The organism is Streptomyces sp. TBY4, assembly GCF_024213195.1.
Lineage (GTDB): Bacteria > Actinomycetota > Actinomycetes > Streptomycetales > Streptomycetaceae > Streptomyces.
In genome coordinates, this window is sequence record NZ_JANAVF010000001.1 from 173,857 (window position 1) to 189,446 (window position 15,590).

A 15,590-nucleotide genomic window follows, 5' to 3' on the forward strand; every position below is an offset into this window, starting at 1 on the left:
TCAAGATCTTATAGGCCTGGGCGGGGCCTGCGGGGGCTCCGCCCGGCCCGATCCGGAACGGGCGCGGGCGGGCCGCCGCGGGTGGACGGGGCGGCGGTCAGAACCCGGTGGTCAGAACTCGACCACCGAGCGCAGGACCTCGCCCCGTTCCATGCGTGCGAAGGCCTCTTCGACCCCGTCCAGGGCGATCCGCTCGGAGACGAACGCGTCGAGGTCGAGCCGGCCCTGCAGGTAGAGGTCGATGAGCAGCGGGAAGTCCCGCTCCGGCAGGCAGTCCCCGTACCAGGAGGACTTCAGGGCGCCGCCGCGTCCGAAGACGTCCAGCAGCGGGAGTTCGAGCCGCATCTCCGGCGTCGGGACGCCGACCAGCACCACCGTGCCGGCCAGGTCGCGGGCGTAGAACGCCTGCTGGTACGTCTCCGGGCGGCCGACGGCCTCGATGACCACGTCGGCCCCGTTGCCGCCGGTCAGCTCCTGGATGGCCTTGACCACGTCCTGCGTACCGCCGTTGACGGTGTGCGTGGCGCCGAGGCCCCGGGCCCACTCCAGCTTCCGGTCGTCCAGGTCCACGGCGATGATGCGGGAGGCCCCGGCCAGCCTGGCCCCGGCGACGGCGGCGTTGCCCACTCCCCCGCAGCCGATCACGGCCACGGAGTCGCCGCGCCCGACGTTGCCGGTGTTCAGGGCGGCGCCGAGGCCCGCCATCACCCCGCAGCCGAGCAGCCCGGCGGCGGCCGGCGAGGCGGCCGGGTCCACCTTGGTGCACTGGCCGGCGGCGACCAGGGTCTTCTCCGCGAAGGCTCCGATGCCGAGGGCCGGGGAGAGCGGGGTGCCGTCCTCCAGGGTCATGGGCTGGGTGGCGTTGTGCGTGGCGAAGCAGTACCAGGGGCGGCCGCGCCTGCAGGCCCGGCAGCTCCCGCACACCGCGCGCCAGTTGAGGACGACGAAGTCGCCGGGTGCGACGGAGGTGACGTCCGGTCCGACCGACTCCACGACACCGGCGGCCTCGTGGCCGAGCAGGAAGGGGAACTCGTCGTTGATCCCGCCCTCCCGGTAGTGCAGGTCGGTGTGGCAGACCCCGCACGCCTGGACCTTCACGAGGGCCTCGCCGGGGCCCGGGTCGGGCACGAGGACCGTCGTCGTCTCCACCGGTGCGCCCTTGCTCCGGGCGATGACCCCTCGTACGCGATGCGTCACGTGCTACCCCGATCTCGATCACGGTCTCGTCGACTGCACCGGAGGTCCCGCGAGGGAACCGCCGGTCCCGCCAACGTACACGCGCTGTCCCGCGGGCGGGAGTTGCCCCGCGCTCGCCCCGGCGCGGTGGGCCGCCGCGGGGGCGCGGCCGTCGGGGCGTCACGTGTCCCTGACGGGCATCCGTCCGGAGAGCCCGGGCGGCAGCGCCGCCCGCAAGGCCGCGTCGAGGGCGGCCACGGCGGGGTGGGCGGCGGCGCCGCTGCGGAAGGCCACGTAGGTGCGGCGCTCCATGGCGAGGCGGGTGAGCACCACGCCGGGCTCCGCGGGACCGGTGATCCCGAGCTGCGGCACCACGGCCACTCCCTGACCGGCCGCAACCAGGGCGAGCACGGTGGCGAACTCGTCCACCTGATGCCGGACCCGGGGCACGAACCCGGCGTCCTCACAGGCCCGCACGGTCATGGCGTGGCAGAGGGTCCCGGGCGTGGCGATGATCCAGGGCGCGTCGGCCTGTGTACGCAGCAACGCCCGCTGCCCGCCCCCGCCGGACCGGGCGGGCTCGGCGGGCTCGGCGGGGGCGGCGGGGGCGGCGGGGGCGGCGGGGGCGGCGGGGGCGGCGGCCGGGTCCTCCGGGGTCGCCAGGTACATCGCCTCGCGGTAGAGCGGGCGCGTGGCGAGGCCCGGCTCCTCGGGGGCGGGGACGAAGTCGTACGCGTGGATCAGGGCCACGTCCAGGTCCCCGGCCCGGAGCGCGTCCGCGACGGCCGCCGGGTCCGTTTCGGACACCATCGGCTCCAGTCCCGGGTGCCGCCGGGCCAGCTCGGCCAGGGCCGCCGGGACCACGGTCCGGGTCGCGGTCGGGAAGGCGCCGATCCGCAGGGCTCCGGCCAGCCCGCCGCGCGCCTCCGCGAGCTCGGCGTCGGCCCGCTCCAGCAGCTCCAGGACCGCGTCGGCGTGCCGGACCAGGTTCTGGCCGGCGGGCGTGAGCCGGACCCGGCGGCCGGTGCGCTCCAGCAGGGGCAGGCCGGCCTCGCGTTCGAGGACGGAGAGCTGCTGGGACACCGCCGAAGGGCTGAAGGAGAGCGCGTCGGCCACCGCGGCGATGGTCCCCCGGCGGGCCAGTTCGCGCAGGAGGCGCAGGCGTCGTACATCGAGCATCGGATCAGCTTATGGTTCGGGTAAGGAACGCGAACTGGATTCGATGCTCGGAGCGGGCCAGGCTCGACCCATGATCCAGACGACGAGCCACCAGTCCCCCGCCGCACTCGCCCCGGACGTCCCGTACGCCCCGCGCGGGATCCACGTGCCGCTGATCACCCCCTTCACCGCCGACGGCGAGGTCGCCGCCGACGCCCTGGAGGCCCTCGCCCACGAGGTGCTCGACGCGGGCGCCACCGGAATCGTGGCGCTCGGCACCACCGGCGAGCCGGCCGCCCTGGACGAGGCCGAGCGCGACCTCGTCACCGACGTCTGCGCCCGGGTCTGCCGGGAGCGCGGGGCGGCGCTGGTCGTGGGTGCCGGGGCGAGCGGGACCCGGGCCGCCGAGGAGTCGCTCGGCCGGCTTGAGCGGTGGCCCGGGGCGCGGGCCGCGCTGGTGACGGTGCCCGCGTTCGTACGGCCCTCGGCCGCCGGTGTGCTGGCGCACTTCGGGCGGCTGGCGCGGGTGAGCCCCGTACCGCTGATCGTCTATCACGTCCCGTACCGCACCGGGCTGCCCCTGGACGCGGCCCTGCTGCGGGAGATCGGGGCGCTGCCCGGGGTGGCCGGGGTGAAGTACGCGGTCGGCTCGCTCGACGGGGAAGCGGTGGCCCTGCTCGGTGACCTGCCGGACGGCTTCGCGGTGCTGGCGGGGGACGACGCCTTCCTGTCGCCCCTGCTCGCGCTCGGCGCGGCGGGCGGGGTCCTCGCCTCGGCCCATGTCGCGACGGCCCGGTTCGCCGAGCTGGCGGCCGCCTGGCGCGCGGGCGACGCGGACCGGGCGCGCCGCCTGGGCCACGCGCTGGCCCGGCTCTCCGCAACCCTCTTCGCCGAGCCCAACCCGACGGTGATCAAGGGGGTGTTGTACGCACAGGGCCGCATCCCGACCCCTGACGTACGCCTCCCCCTGCTGCCCGCAGCCCCGGAATCGGTCGAAGCGGCCCTGCAGGAACTGGCCCGCCTGCCCTGACCCCACCCGGCCCCACACGGGAACCCCGCCCGGGGGCCGGGACCCGGCCCACGCCCGCGGGCCACCGACCGCCCCCCACATGCCCGGCCAACACTGGAGCGCACCCCGACGGACCGGGAGCCCGCGCCCGCGGCGCTGGCCACGCGGCGAGGCCAGGCGGGGGTGGGTCGGGGCCGGCGACCGGGGGCGGGTCGGGGGTCACCGGACGGCCGGTGCGCGTCCGGCCGGTGGCGGAGGGCGTTCAGGCGGGCCGGGAGGGATCGTCCGCGGCGGTGCCGGTCCGCGCGCGATGCGGGAGGGGCGGCCCGCCGGGGCTCATGGTCACGTGCGTGGGGCGATTGGCCCGGGATGGGCGATTCGCCGTCAACGGGCGGGTCGCCCGAATCGGCCCCGGCGACGGGCGACTTGCCCGGATTGGGGCGTGGCGCTCCGGCCCGTGATGTGAGTCACGCCCGCCGCGCCAACATCATTTCCCCGCGAGGGGCGATTCCCTTTTCCCGGTTGGATATTCGGGAATTCCCCGACCTCTTTTCAAGGTCATCCAACGGGCCGCACGCGGAAAGTTGATCTCCCGGTCGAATTCATGTCTTGTTCCGGCGCGCCGGACTCGCCTACGGTCGCCTCGTTCCCGGTGGTCAGCTGCCGAATCCGGTCGCCGCCAGGGGCTCTTCCGTACCCCCCACGTGAGGAATTCCGCCATGCCCGCACAGGGAAAGCACCGCCGGCCGAAGCAGCACCACGCACTCACCCGCAAGCTGGCCCTCGCCGGGACGGGCGGTGCGGCGCTGGCCCTCCCGCTGATCAGCGCGACCACGGCCGGGGCGGCCGAGGTGGCCGTCGCCCCCGCGACGTATTCCGTGGTCAGCGGCGACACCCTGAGCAAGATCGCGGCCGAGCACTCCATCGGCGGCGGCTGGAAGCAGCTCTACGAGGCCAACAAGGGCATCGTCGGCGCCGACCCCTCGGCCATCCGCCCGGGCCTGAAGCTGAACCTCACGGCCGCCGCCCCCGCCGCGGCCAAGCCCGCCAAGGCGGCCACTGGCTACGCGAACAACCTCGACGGCTGGATCAGGGAGTCGCTCGACGTCATGGCCCAGCACGGAATTCCCGGAAGCTACGAAGGAATTCACCGCAACATCATGCGCGAATCCTCGGGCAATCCGCTGGCCATCAACAACTGGGACTCCAACGCCGCGGCCGGTATCCCCTCCAAGGGACTCCTCCAGGTCATCGACCCGACGTTCAAGGCCTATCACGTGCCCGGCACCCCGATGGACTCGTACGACCCGGTCGCCAACATCACGGCCGCCTGCAATTACGCCGCGGCCCGCTACGGTTCGATCGACAACGTCAACGGCCCGTACTGAGCCGTCCTACTCCAGCCCGTAGCGCCGCGCCGACTCCTCCTCCTGCGCCAGCCGGTGCAAGGCCTTGAGCACCGGCTGGAAGAGCACGGCGGCCGCCACCACCATCTCCACCTGTTCCGCCTCGGAGGGGTACGCCTCCATGAAGTCCAGGTCGCGTTCGGCCGCCTGGTACATCAACTCGGCGTACGGGGCCATCAGTTCGGCTCCCCACGGATAGCCGAGCCGGATGAGGGCGGACACCGCCAGTACGAGCGAGCGGTGGACCGGGGAGAGGGCCCCCACCTCCCGGGCCGTCGACCAGCCCAGCATCTCCAGCAGCCGGTCCACCTCGTGCCGCGCGGTGACCACCGCCGGGTCCCCGTCGTCCGATTCGGGCCCCTGCGGCAGTGCCCAGAGGGCCGCGCCCATCCGGATCGTCCGGCCCAGGGAGTCGTCGTCCACGTGCACGAGCACCTCCCGGGCCGTGGCCACCGGGATCCCGCCGACCTGGATCAGCGCGCGGACCAGCCGCAGCCGCCGCAGGTGGCCCTCGTCGTAGTCGGCGGTCGTCGCGCTGACCCGCCGGCCCGGAGCCAGCAGCCCTTCGCGCAGGTAGTACTTGATGGTCGCCGTGGAGACGCCACTGCGCTCGCTCAGCTCCGCCAGTCGCATCCCTCGGCCCTTCCCTTTCCTTGGAGAGTCCCACTGTCCAAGCATGCGGGAAGCCGGCTGCGCGGTCGGAGTCAGCCGGTGGTACGGGGCCTGCGGGCCCTGGCGCGCGCCAGGGTGCGCAGCGGGGCCGCGAACCCGTAGCCGACGTCCTTGCGCAGGGCCCCGGCGCCGGCCCGCTCCACCGCCGCGAGCTGGTGTTCCATGAGCTCCGTCATCGTCATGACGACCGCCCTCAGCCCGGGCTCGGTGAGGTCGAGGATGCCGTCCGCGGCGGTCAGCGCGGTACGGGCCCGCCCGCACTCGGCGGCCAGCAGCTCCCGTACGGCCGGGGTGTCGCGGGCCTGTTCGAGGTCGGCCTGGGTCACGGCGTGCTCGGCGAGGCGGGCCCGCGGGATGCAGAGCCGGCCGGCCGCGAGATCACCGGCGAGGTCGGCGAGGAAGTCGACCCGCTGCGCGGCGTCCACGAACCGCCGCCAGCCCGCGGCCTGTTCGGCGTCGGGCCCGCCCCGGTACTGCAGGCCGGTGAAGACCAGCACGCCGGGCCAGGCGTAGGCGTCGAGGTAGGCCTGGAACTCCCCCTCGTCCTCGAACCCGTCGAAGACCGCTTCCTCGGTGGCCGCGCCGTCGAGGAAGCGGAACACCCAGTCGGCGGGCAGGCCGCGGGAGTCGACGGCGTGGGCGTAGGCGCGCAGCAGCGGGTCTGGGCTGTCCCCCGTCTCCAGGGCGTGGCGCACCGCTGCGCCCAGTTCCTCCAGGCCGGCGGCCCGCTGGTCGGCCGAGCCGGTCTCGGCCACGTCGTCGACCCGGTTCATGAAGGCGAGCCCGGCCGCCAGCCAGGGCACCAGCGGGGGTGCGGCGAGCAGCCGCAGGGCGAGGTAGGGCGCGGGTTCCCGGCGCAGCACCCGGCGGGCCGCCAGCGTGTAGTCGGCGCGGAGCCGGGGGCCTGATATCCCGGCGGTCGTGAGCGTGCTGCGCCAGCTCGGCATGGTGGTGGTTCTCCGCTTCCCGGCCGTCAGTTCCGATGGACCTTCTTGATCTTAAAGTCGGTTCCGGCGAGGACGAACCCGCCCTGTCCGTAGGCGTCGCTCAGGTAGGGGCGGATCGCGGGGGTGTTCAGCCAGGGCGAGACGTTGAGGTAGCGGGAGCTCGGGTTGTCGACGCCGAGCTCCTTCGTCGACTCGGCCAGCAGGGCGGGCAGGGCGTCCCAGTCCAGCGCCGCCATGTCCATGAGCGGCTCGTCGGGCTTCACGGTGCCGGACGGGCCGGTGCGCTTGGCGACGCCGCCGCGGTACTGCCAGGAGTCGACGGTCCTGGCGCCCGGCGCGGTGGGAATGGAGGCGAGCACGTACTCGTCGTAGACCTTCATGTCGACGAAGGTGGTGGTGCCCGTCTGCTGCTTGAGCGCGTCGACGGCCGCACGGATGCCGGCCGGGTCGATGAGGCTGCCCTTGGGCGGCGCGACCGGCTTCGGCGTGCTCGCCTTCGGGGTGGGGGTCAGGGCCACGGCGGTGCCCGCGGCCGGGGAGGCCGGTCCGGACGCGGACGGGGTGGTCGAGGGCCTGGTGTCTCCGCCCTTGCCCTCGGCTCCTGCGCCGCTCCCGTCGGGCCACCACTGGACGATTCCGAAGACGCCGGCGGCCAGGACCGCCGCGAGGATTCCGCCGAGCAGGACCGGCCGGCGGCGCGGGCGCGGCCCGGGCGGCGGGAGGGTCACGGGGACGGTGGACGCGTAGGGGTTGCCCGCGCCCGGGACGAACGGTGTCGGCAGGCCCGGCCCCGGTATCGGTACGGGGCCCAGGGCGGAACCGGCGGCCGGGGTGGCCGGCCCGAAGCTCCCGAGGTTGACCGGCGGTACCACCGGGGTGGCGCCGCCGAGAGCACTGCTCGCGCCACGGAGCAGCGCTTCCAGCTCCTCGGCGTCGGGCCGCACGGACAGGTCCCGTACCAGCAGCCGTTCGAGTACGGGTCCCAGCGGGCCGGAGCGGACCGGCGCGGGGACGGGATCGTCGAGCACGGCGACCACGGTGGCCAGGCTGGTGGCCCGGCGCAGCGGGTGCACTCCCTCGGAGGCCACGTAGAGCAGCATCCCGAGCGACCACAGGTCGGAGGCGGGCAGCCCCTCCTCGCCGCGCGCCCGCTCGGGCGCGATGTACTCCGGGGAGCCGATCAGCGCTCCGGTCGAGGTCAGCCCGGTCGCCCCGTGCAGAGCGGCGATCCCGAAGTCGGTGAGCACCGCGGAACCGGTGGGGCGCAGGAGCACGTTGGCCGGTTTCACGTCGCGGTGCAGCACCCCCTCCGCGTGCGCGGCGCGCAGCGCGGAGAGCAGGTCGAGCCCGAGGCGCAGCACGTCCGCCACCGGCAGGGGTCCGCTCTCCAGCCGGTCGGCCAGGGAGCCGCCCCGGACGAGCTCCATCACGATCCACGGATGGCCGTCCGAACCCGGCTCGGGCTCCACGATGTGGTGGATGGTGACCACGTTGGGGTGGGCGAGCCGGGCGAGGGCGCGGGCCTCGCGGACGGCCCGCTCCCGCAGCTGGACGACCAGCCCGGGCTGCGCCGCGGCGGTCGCCGGGTCCGGCGGCCGCACCTCCTTGAGCGCCACCTCCCGGTCCAGCGCGATGTCGCGGGCGCGCCACACCGTCCCCATCCCGCCGCTTCCGAGGGGCCGCGCGAGTTCGAAGCGCCCGTCGATCAACCGTCTGCCGGCCTCACTGCTCTCCATGGCCGGTCATCGTAGGCGCCCCCACCGACGCCGGCGCACGCGGACCGGGACGTCGACACCGCGGACACGGGCACTGACCCGGTCAGTTGCGGGAGTTGCCGAAGAGGATGCGGTAGGCGATGAGGAGGACCAGGGAGCCCGCGATGGCGGAGCCCCAGGTCGCGAGGTCGAAGAAGTCGTTCTGGATGGACCGGTCCAGGAACTTCGCCGAGAGCCAGCCGCCGGTGAAGGCTCCGGCGATGCCGATGAGGGTGGTGCCGATCAGGCCGCCCGGGTCACGACCGGGCAGCAGGACCTTGGCGATTCCGCCCGCCAGCAGTCCGAGGATGATCCAGCCGATGATGCCCATGCCCGTTCACTCCGCTTCGATGGGCGCGCGCCGTCGTGCGCGCGCCGTCCGTTCAGGTCTCGCAAGGGGAGACGCGTGAACAGGCGAAACGGTTCTCAGCCGGGCCGCCGGGAGGTGGCAAACGGCCTGAGGGCGGCCAGCGCCGCGAGGCCGAGCACCGCCGCTCCCGCGCCCGCCCCCGCCGCGAGGAATCCGCCGCGGGAGCGCCAGGACAGCACCGACAGCGTCGACTGGGCGGAGGCGAACGAGCCCGCGCTCAGCACGGATCCCACCGACGCGGCCGACAGGGCCGAGCCGATCGAACCGACCGACAGCACGCTGCCGACCGAACCGATGGAGAGGACCGAGCCCACCGAACCGATGGAGAGGATCGAGCCCTTGGAGCGGAGCGAGAGGAACGAACCATCGTCGGCAGCCATGCGGCTCATGCTGCCACACGGGCCCTCGGCGCGGCCTGGGACGCGACTTGGGGTCCCGCTTGGGGCCCGACGTGGGGCCCGGCCAGGGGGCCGGCGTGGGTCGCGGCGACCTTCGTCTGCTGCGGGGTCCGGGTGAGCAGCAGCACGCCCCGCGCCGCCGCCAGCGCCCCCGCCACGGCCAGCAGGACCCCGAACACGCCGCCCTGGATCCGCTCGCCCAGCAGGATCATGCCGATCGCGGCCGCGGCCAGCGGGTTGGTCAGGTTGACCACCGCGAGCGGGGCGCCGAGACCGCCCCGGTAGGCCCGCTGGGAGAGGAGCATCCCGCCGACGGCGAAGACCACCACGAGCAGCGCCACCGAGATGACCCGGACGCTGAGCAGGGAGCCGCCGCGGCCGCCCGCCACGGCGACGGTCTGGGTCAGGGCGGAGGCCGCCGCGGAGGCCAGTCCGGACGCCGTCGCGTGGCGCAGCCCCGTACGGGTGTCGCTCCGTGCGGTCAGCAGCATGATCACCGCGGCCGTGGCTCCGGAGACGGCGAGCGCCTCGGCCAGGGTCAGGGTCTCGTCGGGGGACGGGCCGGAGGCGGGCACCAGGAGCAGGCCGAGGCCCACGACGGTGGCCAGGGTGCCGCGCCACTCGCTGGCCACGACCCGCCGCCCGGCGCCGCGCGCACCCAGCGGTACGGCGGCGACGAGGGTGAGCGCGCCGAGCGGCTGCACCAGGGTGAGCGGCCCGTACCGCAGGGCGGCGGCGTGCAGGAGGGCGGCGGCCGCGTTGAGGCCCGCCGACCACCACCAGGCACCGTTGCGCAGGAGCGCCGCGGTGCTGCGGGCGACCTCGCGGCGGGCGAGGCGCTCCTGTGCGACGGCCGCAGCCGCGTAGGCGATGGCCGCGGCGAGGCAGAGCAGGACGGCGAGGACCGTGGCGTTCACCGGACCGCTCCTACGGGTTCCACCGGCGACCCCGATTCCACAGGCCCCACCGGCCCCATGGGCGCCGCAGGCCCCGCGGACGCCACCGGCCCCGGGCGCGGGCCCGGCACACTGCGCCGGGCGATGATCGACCGCCCGGCGGGGCGCGGGACCAGCAGCAGGGCGGCCCCGAGGAGCAGGGTGGCGACGAGGGCGTCGAGCCAGTAGTGGTTGGCCGTGCCGACGACCACGAGCAGGGTCACCAGGGGGTGCAGCAGCCACAGGGCGCGCCACCGCGAGGAGGTCGCGGCGATCATGCCGAGGGCCAGCATCAGGGCCCAGCCGAAGTGCAGCGAGGGCATCGCGGCGAACTGGTTGGCCATGGTGTCGGCGGCGGGCGCGGCCCCGTAGACGGTCGGTCCGTAGACCTGGCCGGTGTCGATCAGGTGGGCCGCGCCCAGCATCCGCGGGGGTGCGAGGGGGAAGGCCAGGTGGATGACGAGGGCCGCGCCGGTCAGGACGGCCAGGACCCGGCGGGTCCAGAGGTAGTGCGCGGGGCGGCGCAGGTAGAGCCAGACGAGGAAGAGCACGGTGGCGGGGAAGTGCACGGCCGCGTAGTAGGTGTTCGCGGTGTGCACGAGGGCGTCGCTGTGCAGGAGCACGCGCTGTACCAGGCCTTCGCCCGGCAGGTGCAGGGCGCGCTCGGCGTCCCAGACCCGGGCGGCGTTGCGGAAGGCCTCGTCCGTGCGGCCGGTGGCGAGCGTGCGGCCGTACTTGTAGACGGCGAAGAAGCCCGCCACGAGCAGGAGCTCGCGTATGAGGACGCGGCGGGCGCCCGGTCCCGCGACGCGGCCCCCGACGGGCGTGGTGTGGGAGGTCATCCCCCGGTCTCGCTTCCTGTACACAGCTGCACTGCTCACTGCACGGCTCACTGCACGACTCACAATCGACACACCAGTGTATCGATACATTCTCGTATCGATACGAGTGTGTACCGATACGCTTGCGTTCCCGTAGACTTTCACTGGAGCCCGCCGCCACGCGACCGAAAAATATCGGCCATCATGACGAGGGCCCACCCGGCCACACCTACCGGAACGCAGCACCGAGGAGAGCCGCACCATGACGTCGCCGACGCCGGAAGCCGCCCCGGCCCCCGCGCGCCGCTCCAAGATCACACCGGAGCGGGAGCAGCAGCTCTACGACGCCGTCCTCGAGCAGTTGCGCGAGGACGGGTACGAGGCGCTGACCATGGAGAAGATCGCCGCCCGGGCCGCCTGCGGAAAGTCCACGCTCTACCGGCAGTGGAAGACCAAACCGCAGCTCGTCGCCGCCGCCCTGCGCGCGGACCGGCGCGGGACCCTCGCCGCGGTGGACACCGGGACCCTGGCGGGCGACCTGCACGAGGCGGCCCGGATCGCCGCCTGCACCTCGGGCAGCGACACCCTGCTGATGCAGGCCCTCGGACACGCGGTGCTGAGCGACGAGGAGCTGAAGGCGGCCCTGCGCGAGGCCCTGGTGGGGCCGGAGCTGGCGGCGTTCGACTCGATCGTGGCGCGGGCCGTAGCCCGGGGCGAGCTCGCCCCCGGGCACCCCGCCGTGGAGTTCCTGCCGGCGCAGCTGATGGGCGTACTGCGCATCCGGCCGGTCCTGGAAGGCCGCTACGCCGACGCCGAGTACCTCGTACGGTTCGTCGACGCCTGCCTGCTGCCGGTGCTGGGCGCGGCCCCGCCGGAAGCGGACCGGGCCCCCTGAACCGGGCCCTGCGCACCAGGGCCCTCTGAACCAGCGGGCAGCCGTCCTCGATGACCGGACGGCGATCCGCTCGCGCTGCCTCGTGGGGACGGTGGCGGCGCGGCCCCCGGACCGGACGGCGGGCACTCCCTCGCGGAGTGACCGCCGACCGGTCCGTGCGGCTTTTCGTACTGCTTCCGTGTCCGCTCAGCCGCGGGCGGCGCCCATCGCCCGGGCGAACTCCTCCGGGTCGGCTTCGAAGCCCCGTACGGCCGGGTCCAGCGACCAGACCCCCGCGGCGTCGCGGGTGAACTCGGCGACCGTGACCCCGCTCGCCGCGCCGAAGCCGGCGAGGTCGTCCACCGCGAGGTCGGTGTAGCCCTCCCGGATGCGCAGCCCCTTGCCCGCGACCTCGGCGAAGGTCACCGCCGGGCCGTCGCCCGGCCGCTGGATCACCACGCCCACCACGACCCGGGTCAACTCATCGGCGATCCGGTTGAGTTCGATGGTCATGACCTCGTCGAAGCCCAGTCCCAGTCCGGTCCTGCTGTCCCGGTTCAGCGTGATGGTGCCGTCGGGCGAACGGCTGCCGAAGTGGACCAGGTGGACGGGGTTCCCGTACGGGTCTGCGGCCCGGTAGACCGCGGCGATCAGGTCGAGGTCGTGGACGGGCGCTCCCGCCGGGCTGGGATCCCACCGCAGCGCGATCTCCACCTTGGCCAGGCCCTTGCTTACTCCGCTCACCGAACTCCCCCTCCGCACACCGTCTGTTGCCCGCCCATGCTGTCACGGGTCCTGCCCCGGGGGTCGAACGACCGTACGTTCCCGGCCAGTCCGGGGACCGGACGGGGAGGGCACGGGGGCTACCAGTCGCCGTCCTGGACCGGCTTGCCCGGCCGGGGCCCGTTCCCGAGGGGAGCGACCTGCCCGGGAGCAGGCTCCGCCCACGGAGCCTCGTCGGTGCCGAGCCATTCGCCCACCGGCAGCACCTGGCCGAGGGTGCCGGAGGGGGCCAGGTCGGCGGCATTCTCGTCGTAGTAGTCGAACCACGGCAGCCCCGCCTTGGTGTAGGCGGCCCGGTCCACCGGCGACGGCGGCGGCTCCTCCCCGGTGATCCTGCGCCACGCGGGCGGGGTCACCAGGTGGACGAAGACCCGCGCGGCCGGCTCGGACGCCCACTCCTTCGCCTTGCGGTCGTCGCGGTACACCTCCTGCCGCATGGAGCCGCCGACACCGAGCCCCATCGCCGGCGCCGCCTGCGGGGCCGGCCCGCCTCCCGGCCCCCGCCGCAGCGGTCCCGCGGCCGAGGCCGGAGCGGGGACCGCGGCCGCTCCGGGAGGTCCGCCCGGCGCCGGGGCCGCCATCGGCGCCGGCATCGGCATCCCGGGAGCCCCGGCGAAGCCGCCGCCGGGATGACTGCCCGGCGGCAGGGCCCCGTACGGAATGCCGCGGGCCCGGGTGGTCCGGGCCGCCCGCTCCTGCTCCCGCCACCGCTCCAGCGCCTTCGCGCCGAGCGGGAAGGCCTGGAGCTGTACGCCGCCCGCGGTCTCCTCGCCGGTGACCTGGCCCTCCACGGTGGCGCCGAGCCCCAGCGGGACCGCGACGAACTGGCGGACCGTGCCCGTGCCCGAATTGATCCCGTCCAGCCAGGGCTGGCGCGGCAGCACGAGGTAGTTCTGCGGCCGGCGCCCGAGCGTGCCCGTCCACCGCTCGCCGGAGACGGCGCACACCTTGCCGACGCCTACCTGGAGCGCGGTGGGCTCCCGGGTGCCGCCGAAGCTGAGCCACATCGCCTCGCGCAGGTACACGGGGAGCATCACCCCGCCCTTGGCCAGCCAGTCCGCCGGAACCGTGTCCGGATAGTCCTCCACCCGCCGCAGCGGGAACTCCCCCAGGCCCGGGGGCAGATTGTGCGTACCGGTCTCCGGCAGCCGCAGCGTCCGCATGAACCGGACCTGCGCCCCCTCGCCCAGCAGCAGCGCGTTCCCCTCGACCCGTACCCCGCCTACCCCGCCCTTGGCCACGCGACCGGCTCCTCTCCCGTTCAAAACCGGATCCGCCGCAAGATCTGCCGGCGTTCCGGATCGTTACCCTCAAGATTTGCTCAGATGTCGTGACACTGCGCCCGACGAGTTCCTAGCTTCCTCATATACGCGTCCACCAGCCTCCGCGGTTCCCCGCGCCCCCGGCCGGATCCCGGTCCCGGTGCGCTCCGCGCGCTTCCGCGCGGCCCCACCCGCCGTGACCCCGCGTATCCGCGTACCCCAGGAAAGAGTGCAGCATGAAGGTTCCCCAGGCCGGCGTGATCGCCGCAGTGATCGGTCTCTCCCTGACCGCATCGGCGTGTGGCGGTGACGATGACCAGGGGACCCTCGCCGTCGGCATCAAGTTCGACCAGCCGGGCGTCGGCATGCGGGAGCCCGACGGCAGCTTCACCGGTTTCGACGTGGACGTGGCGACGTACGTCGCGAAGGAGCTCGGCTACCCGAAGGACCGGGTCGTCTTCAAGGAGGTCCTCAGCAACGACCGCGAGCTGCTGATCGAGTACAACGAGGTCCAGATCGTGGCGGCCAGCTACTCGATCAACGACAAGCGCAAGGAGAAGGTCGACTTCGCCGGACCGTACTTCCTCGCGCACCAGGACCTGATGGTCCGCGCCGACGACGCCTCGATCACCCGGGCCGAGGACCTCAACCACGCCGGCAAGCGGCTGTGCTCGGTGACCGGCTCGACCTCGGCGGAGAACGTCCGGAAGAACCTGGCCCCCAAGGCGAGCCTCCTGGAGCTCGGCGGCTACTCCGAATGCATCGTCGCCCTCAAGGACGGCCTGGTCGACGCCTTGACCACGGACAACTCCATCCTGGCCGGCTTCGCCGCCCGCAAGGGCAACGAGGGGAAGTTCCGGCTGGTCGGCCTGAACATGAGCAGCGAGAACTACGGGATCGGCATGAAGAAGGGCAGCGGCGAGCTCCAGGTCAAGATCAACAAAGCGCTCCGCAAGATGGTCGAGGACGGCACCTGGGAAGCGGCCGTGAAGAAGAACTTCGGCCCGGACTACAAGTACGAGCCGGCGCCCGCCATCACAGCGGGCAGCTGACCACCGTCGAGGCGGTGGCCGGGTCGGACCAGTCCGCGTCGAAGCGGGCGTTGACCACGTAGAGCCGGCCGCCGTGCACCGCGGCCGTCGTCGGCTCGTCGAAGCGCGGGTCGGTGATCCTCTTGACGAAGCGGGCCCGGCGGCCGTCCGTGCTCAGGGTGAACACCTCTATGGCGTAGGCCCAGTTGCGTACGACGTACAGCGTCCGCCCGTGCAGCACGAGCCCGTCGCCGTTGCGCACGGAGCCGCCGTCCAGCACGGTCCGGGTGGCGGCGCCGGTGCGGGGGTCCACGCGGAACAGCGCCTCGGCGGTGTCGTGCACCACGAGCAGGGCCCGGCCGTCGGGGGTCCGCTCGATCCCGTTGGCGCCCCAGTACTCCCCGCCGGGCGGTACCGGCTCCCACTCACCGCCGAGCCGCAGGCTGCGGGGGGCCGCGCCGGGGCCGGTGAGGTCCCGGCCGACGGGCAGGAAGTACAGGACGTCCGCGAAGGAGTCGGTGAACCAGGCGCCGCCGCACGCGACGACGGCGTCGTTGACGAAGCCGGTGCCCGTCGTGGCCTGGTGGGTGGCCAGAACCCGCCCGTCCTTGGCGTCGACCACCCGGATCTGCCCACTGAATCCGCCCGCGACGAGCAGCCGGCCGTACGGGTCGAGCTTCATGCCCACCGACATCGGACCCTCGCCCCGGGTGATGATCCGCCCGGCGCCGGTGGCGAGGTCGAAGCGGTAGACCGAGCCGTCGATCAGTGAGCCCGTGTAGGCCGTGCCGTGCGCGGAGACGGCGATCCCCTCGGGCTGGAAGCCCGGCGGGATCGCCACCGCACCGGGTCGCGGCGGCCGGGCCGCGTCCTGCGCCCCGGCCGCATCCTGCGCCTGCGCGAGCGGCGCCCCGGCTCCTACGAGCGCGGCGCCTCCCAGCGCCGCCGCCGCACCGATGAACCCTCGCCGTCCCCAGCTTCCCGTCATGGCTGA

Annotated in this window: 16 protein-coding genes; 4 read left to right on the forward strand and 12 right to left on the reverse strand. The window is 74.1% G+C overall.

Going from position 1 to position 15,590, the window contains the following annotated elements:
- Positions 1-111: 111 nt before the first annotated feature.
- Both NLX94_RS00780 and NLX94_RS00785 read right to left on the reverse strand, forming a co-directional pair.
- Complete coding sequence (locus tag NLX94_RS00780) at positions 112-1,197, reverse strand: S-(hydroxymethyl)mycothiol dehydrogenase (protein WP_254380557.1); 1,086 nt, start codon at positions 1,195-1,197, stop codon at positions 112-114.
- A gap of 159 nt (positions 1,198-1,356) precedes the next feature.
- Positions 1,357-2,355, reverse strand: a complete 999-nt coding sequence (locus NLX94_RS00785; protein ID WP_254380558.1) for a LysR family transcriptional regulator — start codon at positions 2,353-2,355, stop codon at positions 1,357-1,359.
- 70 nt (positions 2,356-2,425) lie between these two features.
- On the opposite strand from NLX94_RS00785, the gene NLX94_RS00790 reads away from it, so the two are divergent.
- Together NLX94_RS00790 and NLX94_RS00795 are read left to right on the forward strand one after the other, a co-directional pair.
- The gene (locus NLX94_RS00790) at positions 2,426-3,364 is read left to right on the forward strand and encodes a dihydrodipicolinate synthase family protein (RefSeq protein ID WP_254380559.1); all 939 of its coding nucleotides are present in this window, start codon (positions 2,426-2,428) and stop codon (positions 3,362-3,364) included.
- Between the two features lie 698 nt (positions 3,365-4,062).
- Positions 4,063-4,731, forward strand: a complete 669-nt coding sequence (locus NLX94_RS00795; protein ID WP_254380560.1) for a LysM peptidoglycan-binding domain-containing protein — start codon at positions 4,063-4,065, stop codon at positions 4,729-4,731.
- A 6-nt stretch (positions 4,732-4,737) separates the two neighbouring features.
- Here the strand turns inward: NLX94_RS00795 and NLX94_RS00800 are convergent, their stop codons facing one another.
- The 7 genes from NLX94_RS00800 to NLX94_RS00830 all read right to left on the reverse strand — a co-directional run bounded on the left by NLX94_RS00800 (position 4,738) and on the right by NLX94_RS00830 (position 10,667).
- The gene (locus NLX94_RS00800; RefSeq protein ID WP_254380561.1) at positions 4,738-5,382 is read right to left on the reverse strand and encodes a MerR family transcriptional regulator; all 645 of its coding nucleotides are present in this window, start codon (positions 5,380-5,382) and stop codon (positions 4,738-4,740) included.
- A gap of 71 nt (positions 5,383-5,453) precedes the next feature.
- Positions 5,454-6,368: a squalene/phytoene synthase family protein gene (locus tag NLX94_RS00805; RefSeq protein WP_254380562.1), complete on the reverse strand. Its 915-nt coding sequence runs from the start codon at positions 6,366-6,368 to the stop codon at positions 5,454-5,456.
- Between the two features lie 26 nt (positions 6,369-6,394).
- Positions 6,395-8,104: a serine/threonine-protein kinase gene (locus tag NLX94_RS00810; protein ID WP_254380563.1), complete on the reverse strand. Its 1,710-nt coding sequence runs from the start codon at positions 8,102-8,104 to the stop codon at positions 6,395-6,397.
- Between the two features lie 82 nt (positions 8,105-8,186).
- Complete coding sequence (locus NLX94_RS00815; RefSeq protein ID WP_254380564.1) at positions 8,187-8,453, reverse strand: GlsB/YeaQ/YmgE family stress response membrane protein; 267 nt, start codon at positions 8,451-8,453, stop codon at positions 8,187-8,189.
- A 95-nt stretch (positions 8,454-8,548) separates the two neighbouring features.
- On the reverse strand, positions 8,549-8,872 hold the full coding sequence (locus NLX94_RS00820; protein WP_374683880.1) for a hypothetical protein: 324 nt from the start codon (positions 8,870-8,872) through the stop codon (positions 8,549-8,551).
- Positions 8,873-8,877: 5 nt separating this feature from the next.
- Positions 8,878-9,807 carry a DMT family transporter gene (locus tag NLX94_RS00825; protein WP_254380566.1) on the reverse strand — a complete coding sequence of 310 codons (930 nt, stop codon included), beginning with the start codon at positions 9,805-9,807 and terminating at the stop codon, positions 8,878-8,880.
- Positions 9,804-10,667, reverse strand: a complete 864-nt coding sequence (locus tag NLX94_RS00830; protein WP_254380567.1) for a phosphatase PAP2 family protein — start codon at positions 10,665-10,667, stop codon at positions 9,804-9,806. The genes NLX94_RS00825 and NLX94_RS00830 overlap by 4 nt, the downstream gene beginning before the upstream one ends.
- A 241-nt stretch (positions 10,668-10,908) precedes the next feature.
- Here NLX94_RS00830 and NLX94_RS00835 point away from each other — a divergent pair, with 241 nt between their 5' ends.
- Positions 10,909-11,541 (forward strand): TetR/AcrR family transcriptional regulator, encoded by a 633-nt coding sequence (locus NLX94_RS00835; RefSeq protein ID WP_254380568.1) that lies wholly within the window; start codon positions 10,909-10,911, stop codon positions 11,539-11,541.
- 186 nt (positions 11,542-11,727) lie between these two features.
- Here NLX94_RS00835 and NLX94_RS00840 read toward each other — a convergent pair whose 3' ends face one another.
- Both NLX94_RS00840 and NLX94_RS00845 read right to left on the reverse strand, forming a co-directional pair.
- Positions 11,728-12,264 carry a TerD family protein gene (locus NLX94_RS00840; protein WP_254380569.1) on the reverse strand — a complete coding sequence of 179 codons (537 nt, stop codon included), beginning with the start codon at positions 12,262-12,264 and terminating at the stop codon, positions 11,728-11,730.
- Between the two features lie 119 nt (positions 12,265-12,383).
- Positions 12,384-13,544, reverse strand: coding sequence for a hypothetical protein (locus NLX94_RS00845; RefSeq protein ID WP_254380570.1), 1,161 nt, complete (start codon positions 13,542-13,544; stop codon positions 12,384-12,386).
- Between the two features lie 257 nt (positions 13,545-13,801).
- On the opposite strand from NLX94_RS00845, the gene NLX94_RS00850 reads away from it, so the two are divergent.
- The gene (locus NLX94_RS00850) at positions 13,802-14,617 is read left to right on the forward strand and encodes a glutamate ABC transporter substrate-binding protein (RefSeq protein ID WP_254380571.1); all 816 of its coding nucleotides are present in this window, start codon (positions 13,802-13,804) and stop codon (positions 14,615-14,617) included.
- Here NLX94_RS00850 and NLX94_RS00855 read toward each other — a convergent pair.
- Positions 14,601-15,584: an SMP-30/gluconolactonase/LRE family protein gene (locus tag NLX94_RS00855; protein WP_254380572.1), complete on the reverse strand. Its 984-nt coding sequence runs from the start codon at positions 15,582-15,584 to the stop codon at positions 14,601-14,603. The two genes, NLX94_RS00850 and NLX94_RS00855, sit on opposite strands and share 17 nt — an antisense overlap.
- Between the last annotated feature and the right edge of the window lie 6 nt (positions 15,585-15,590).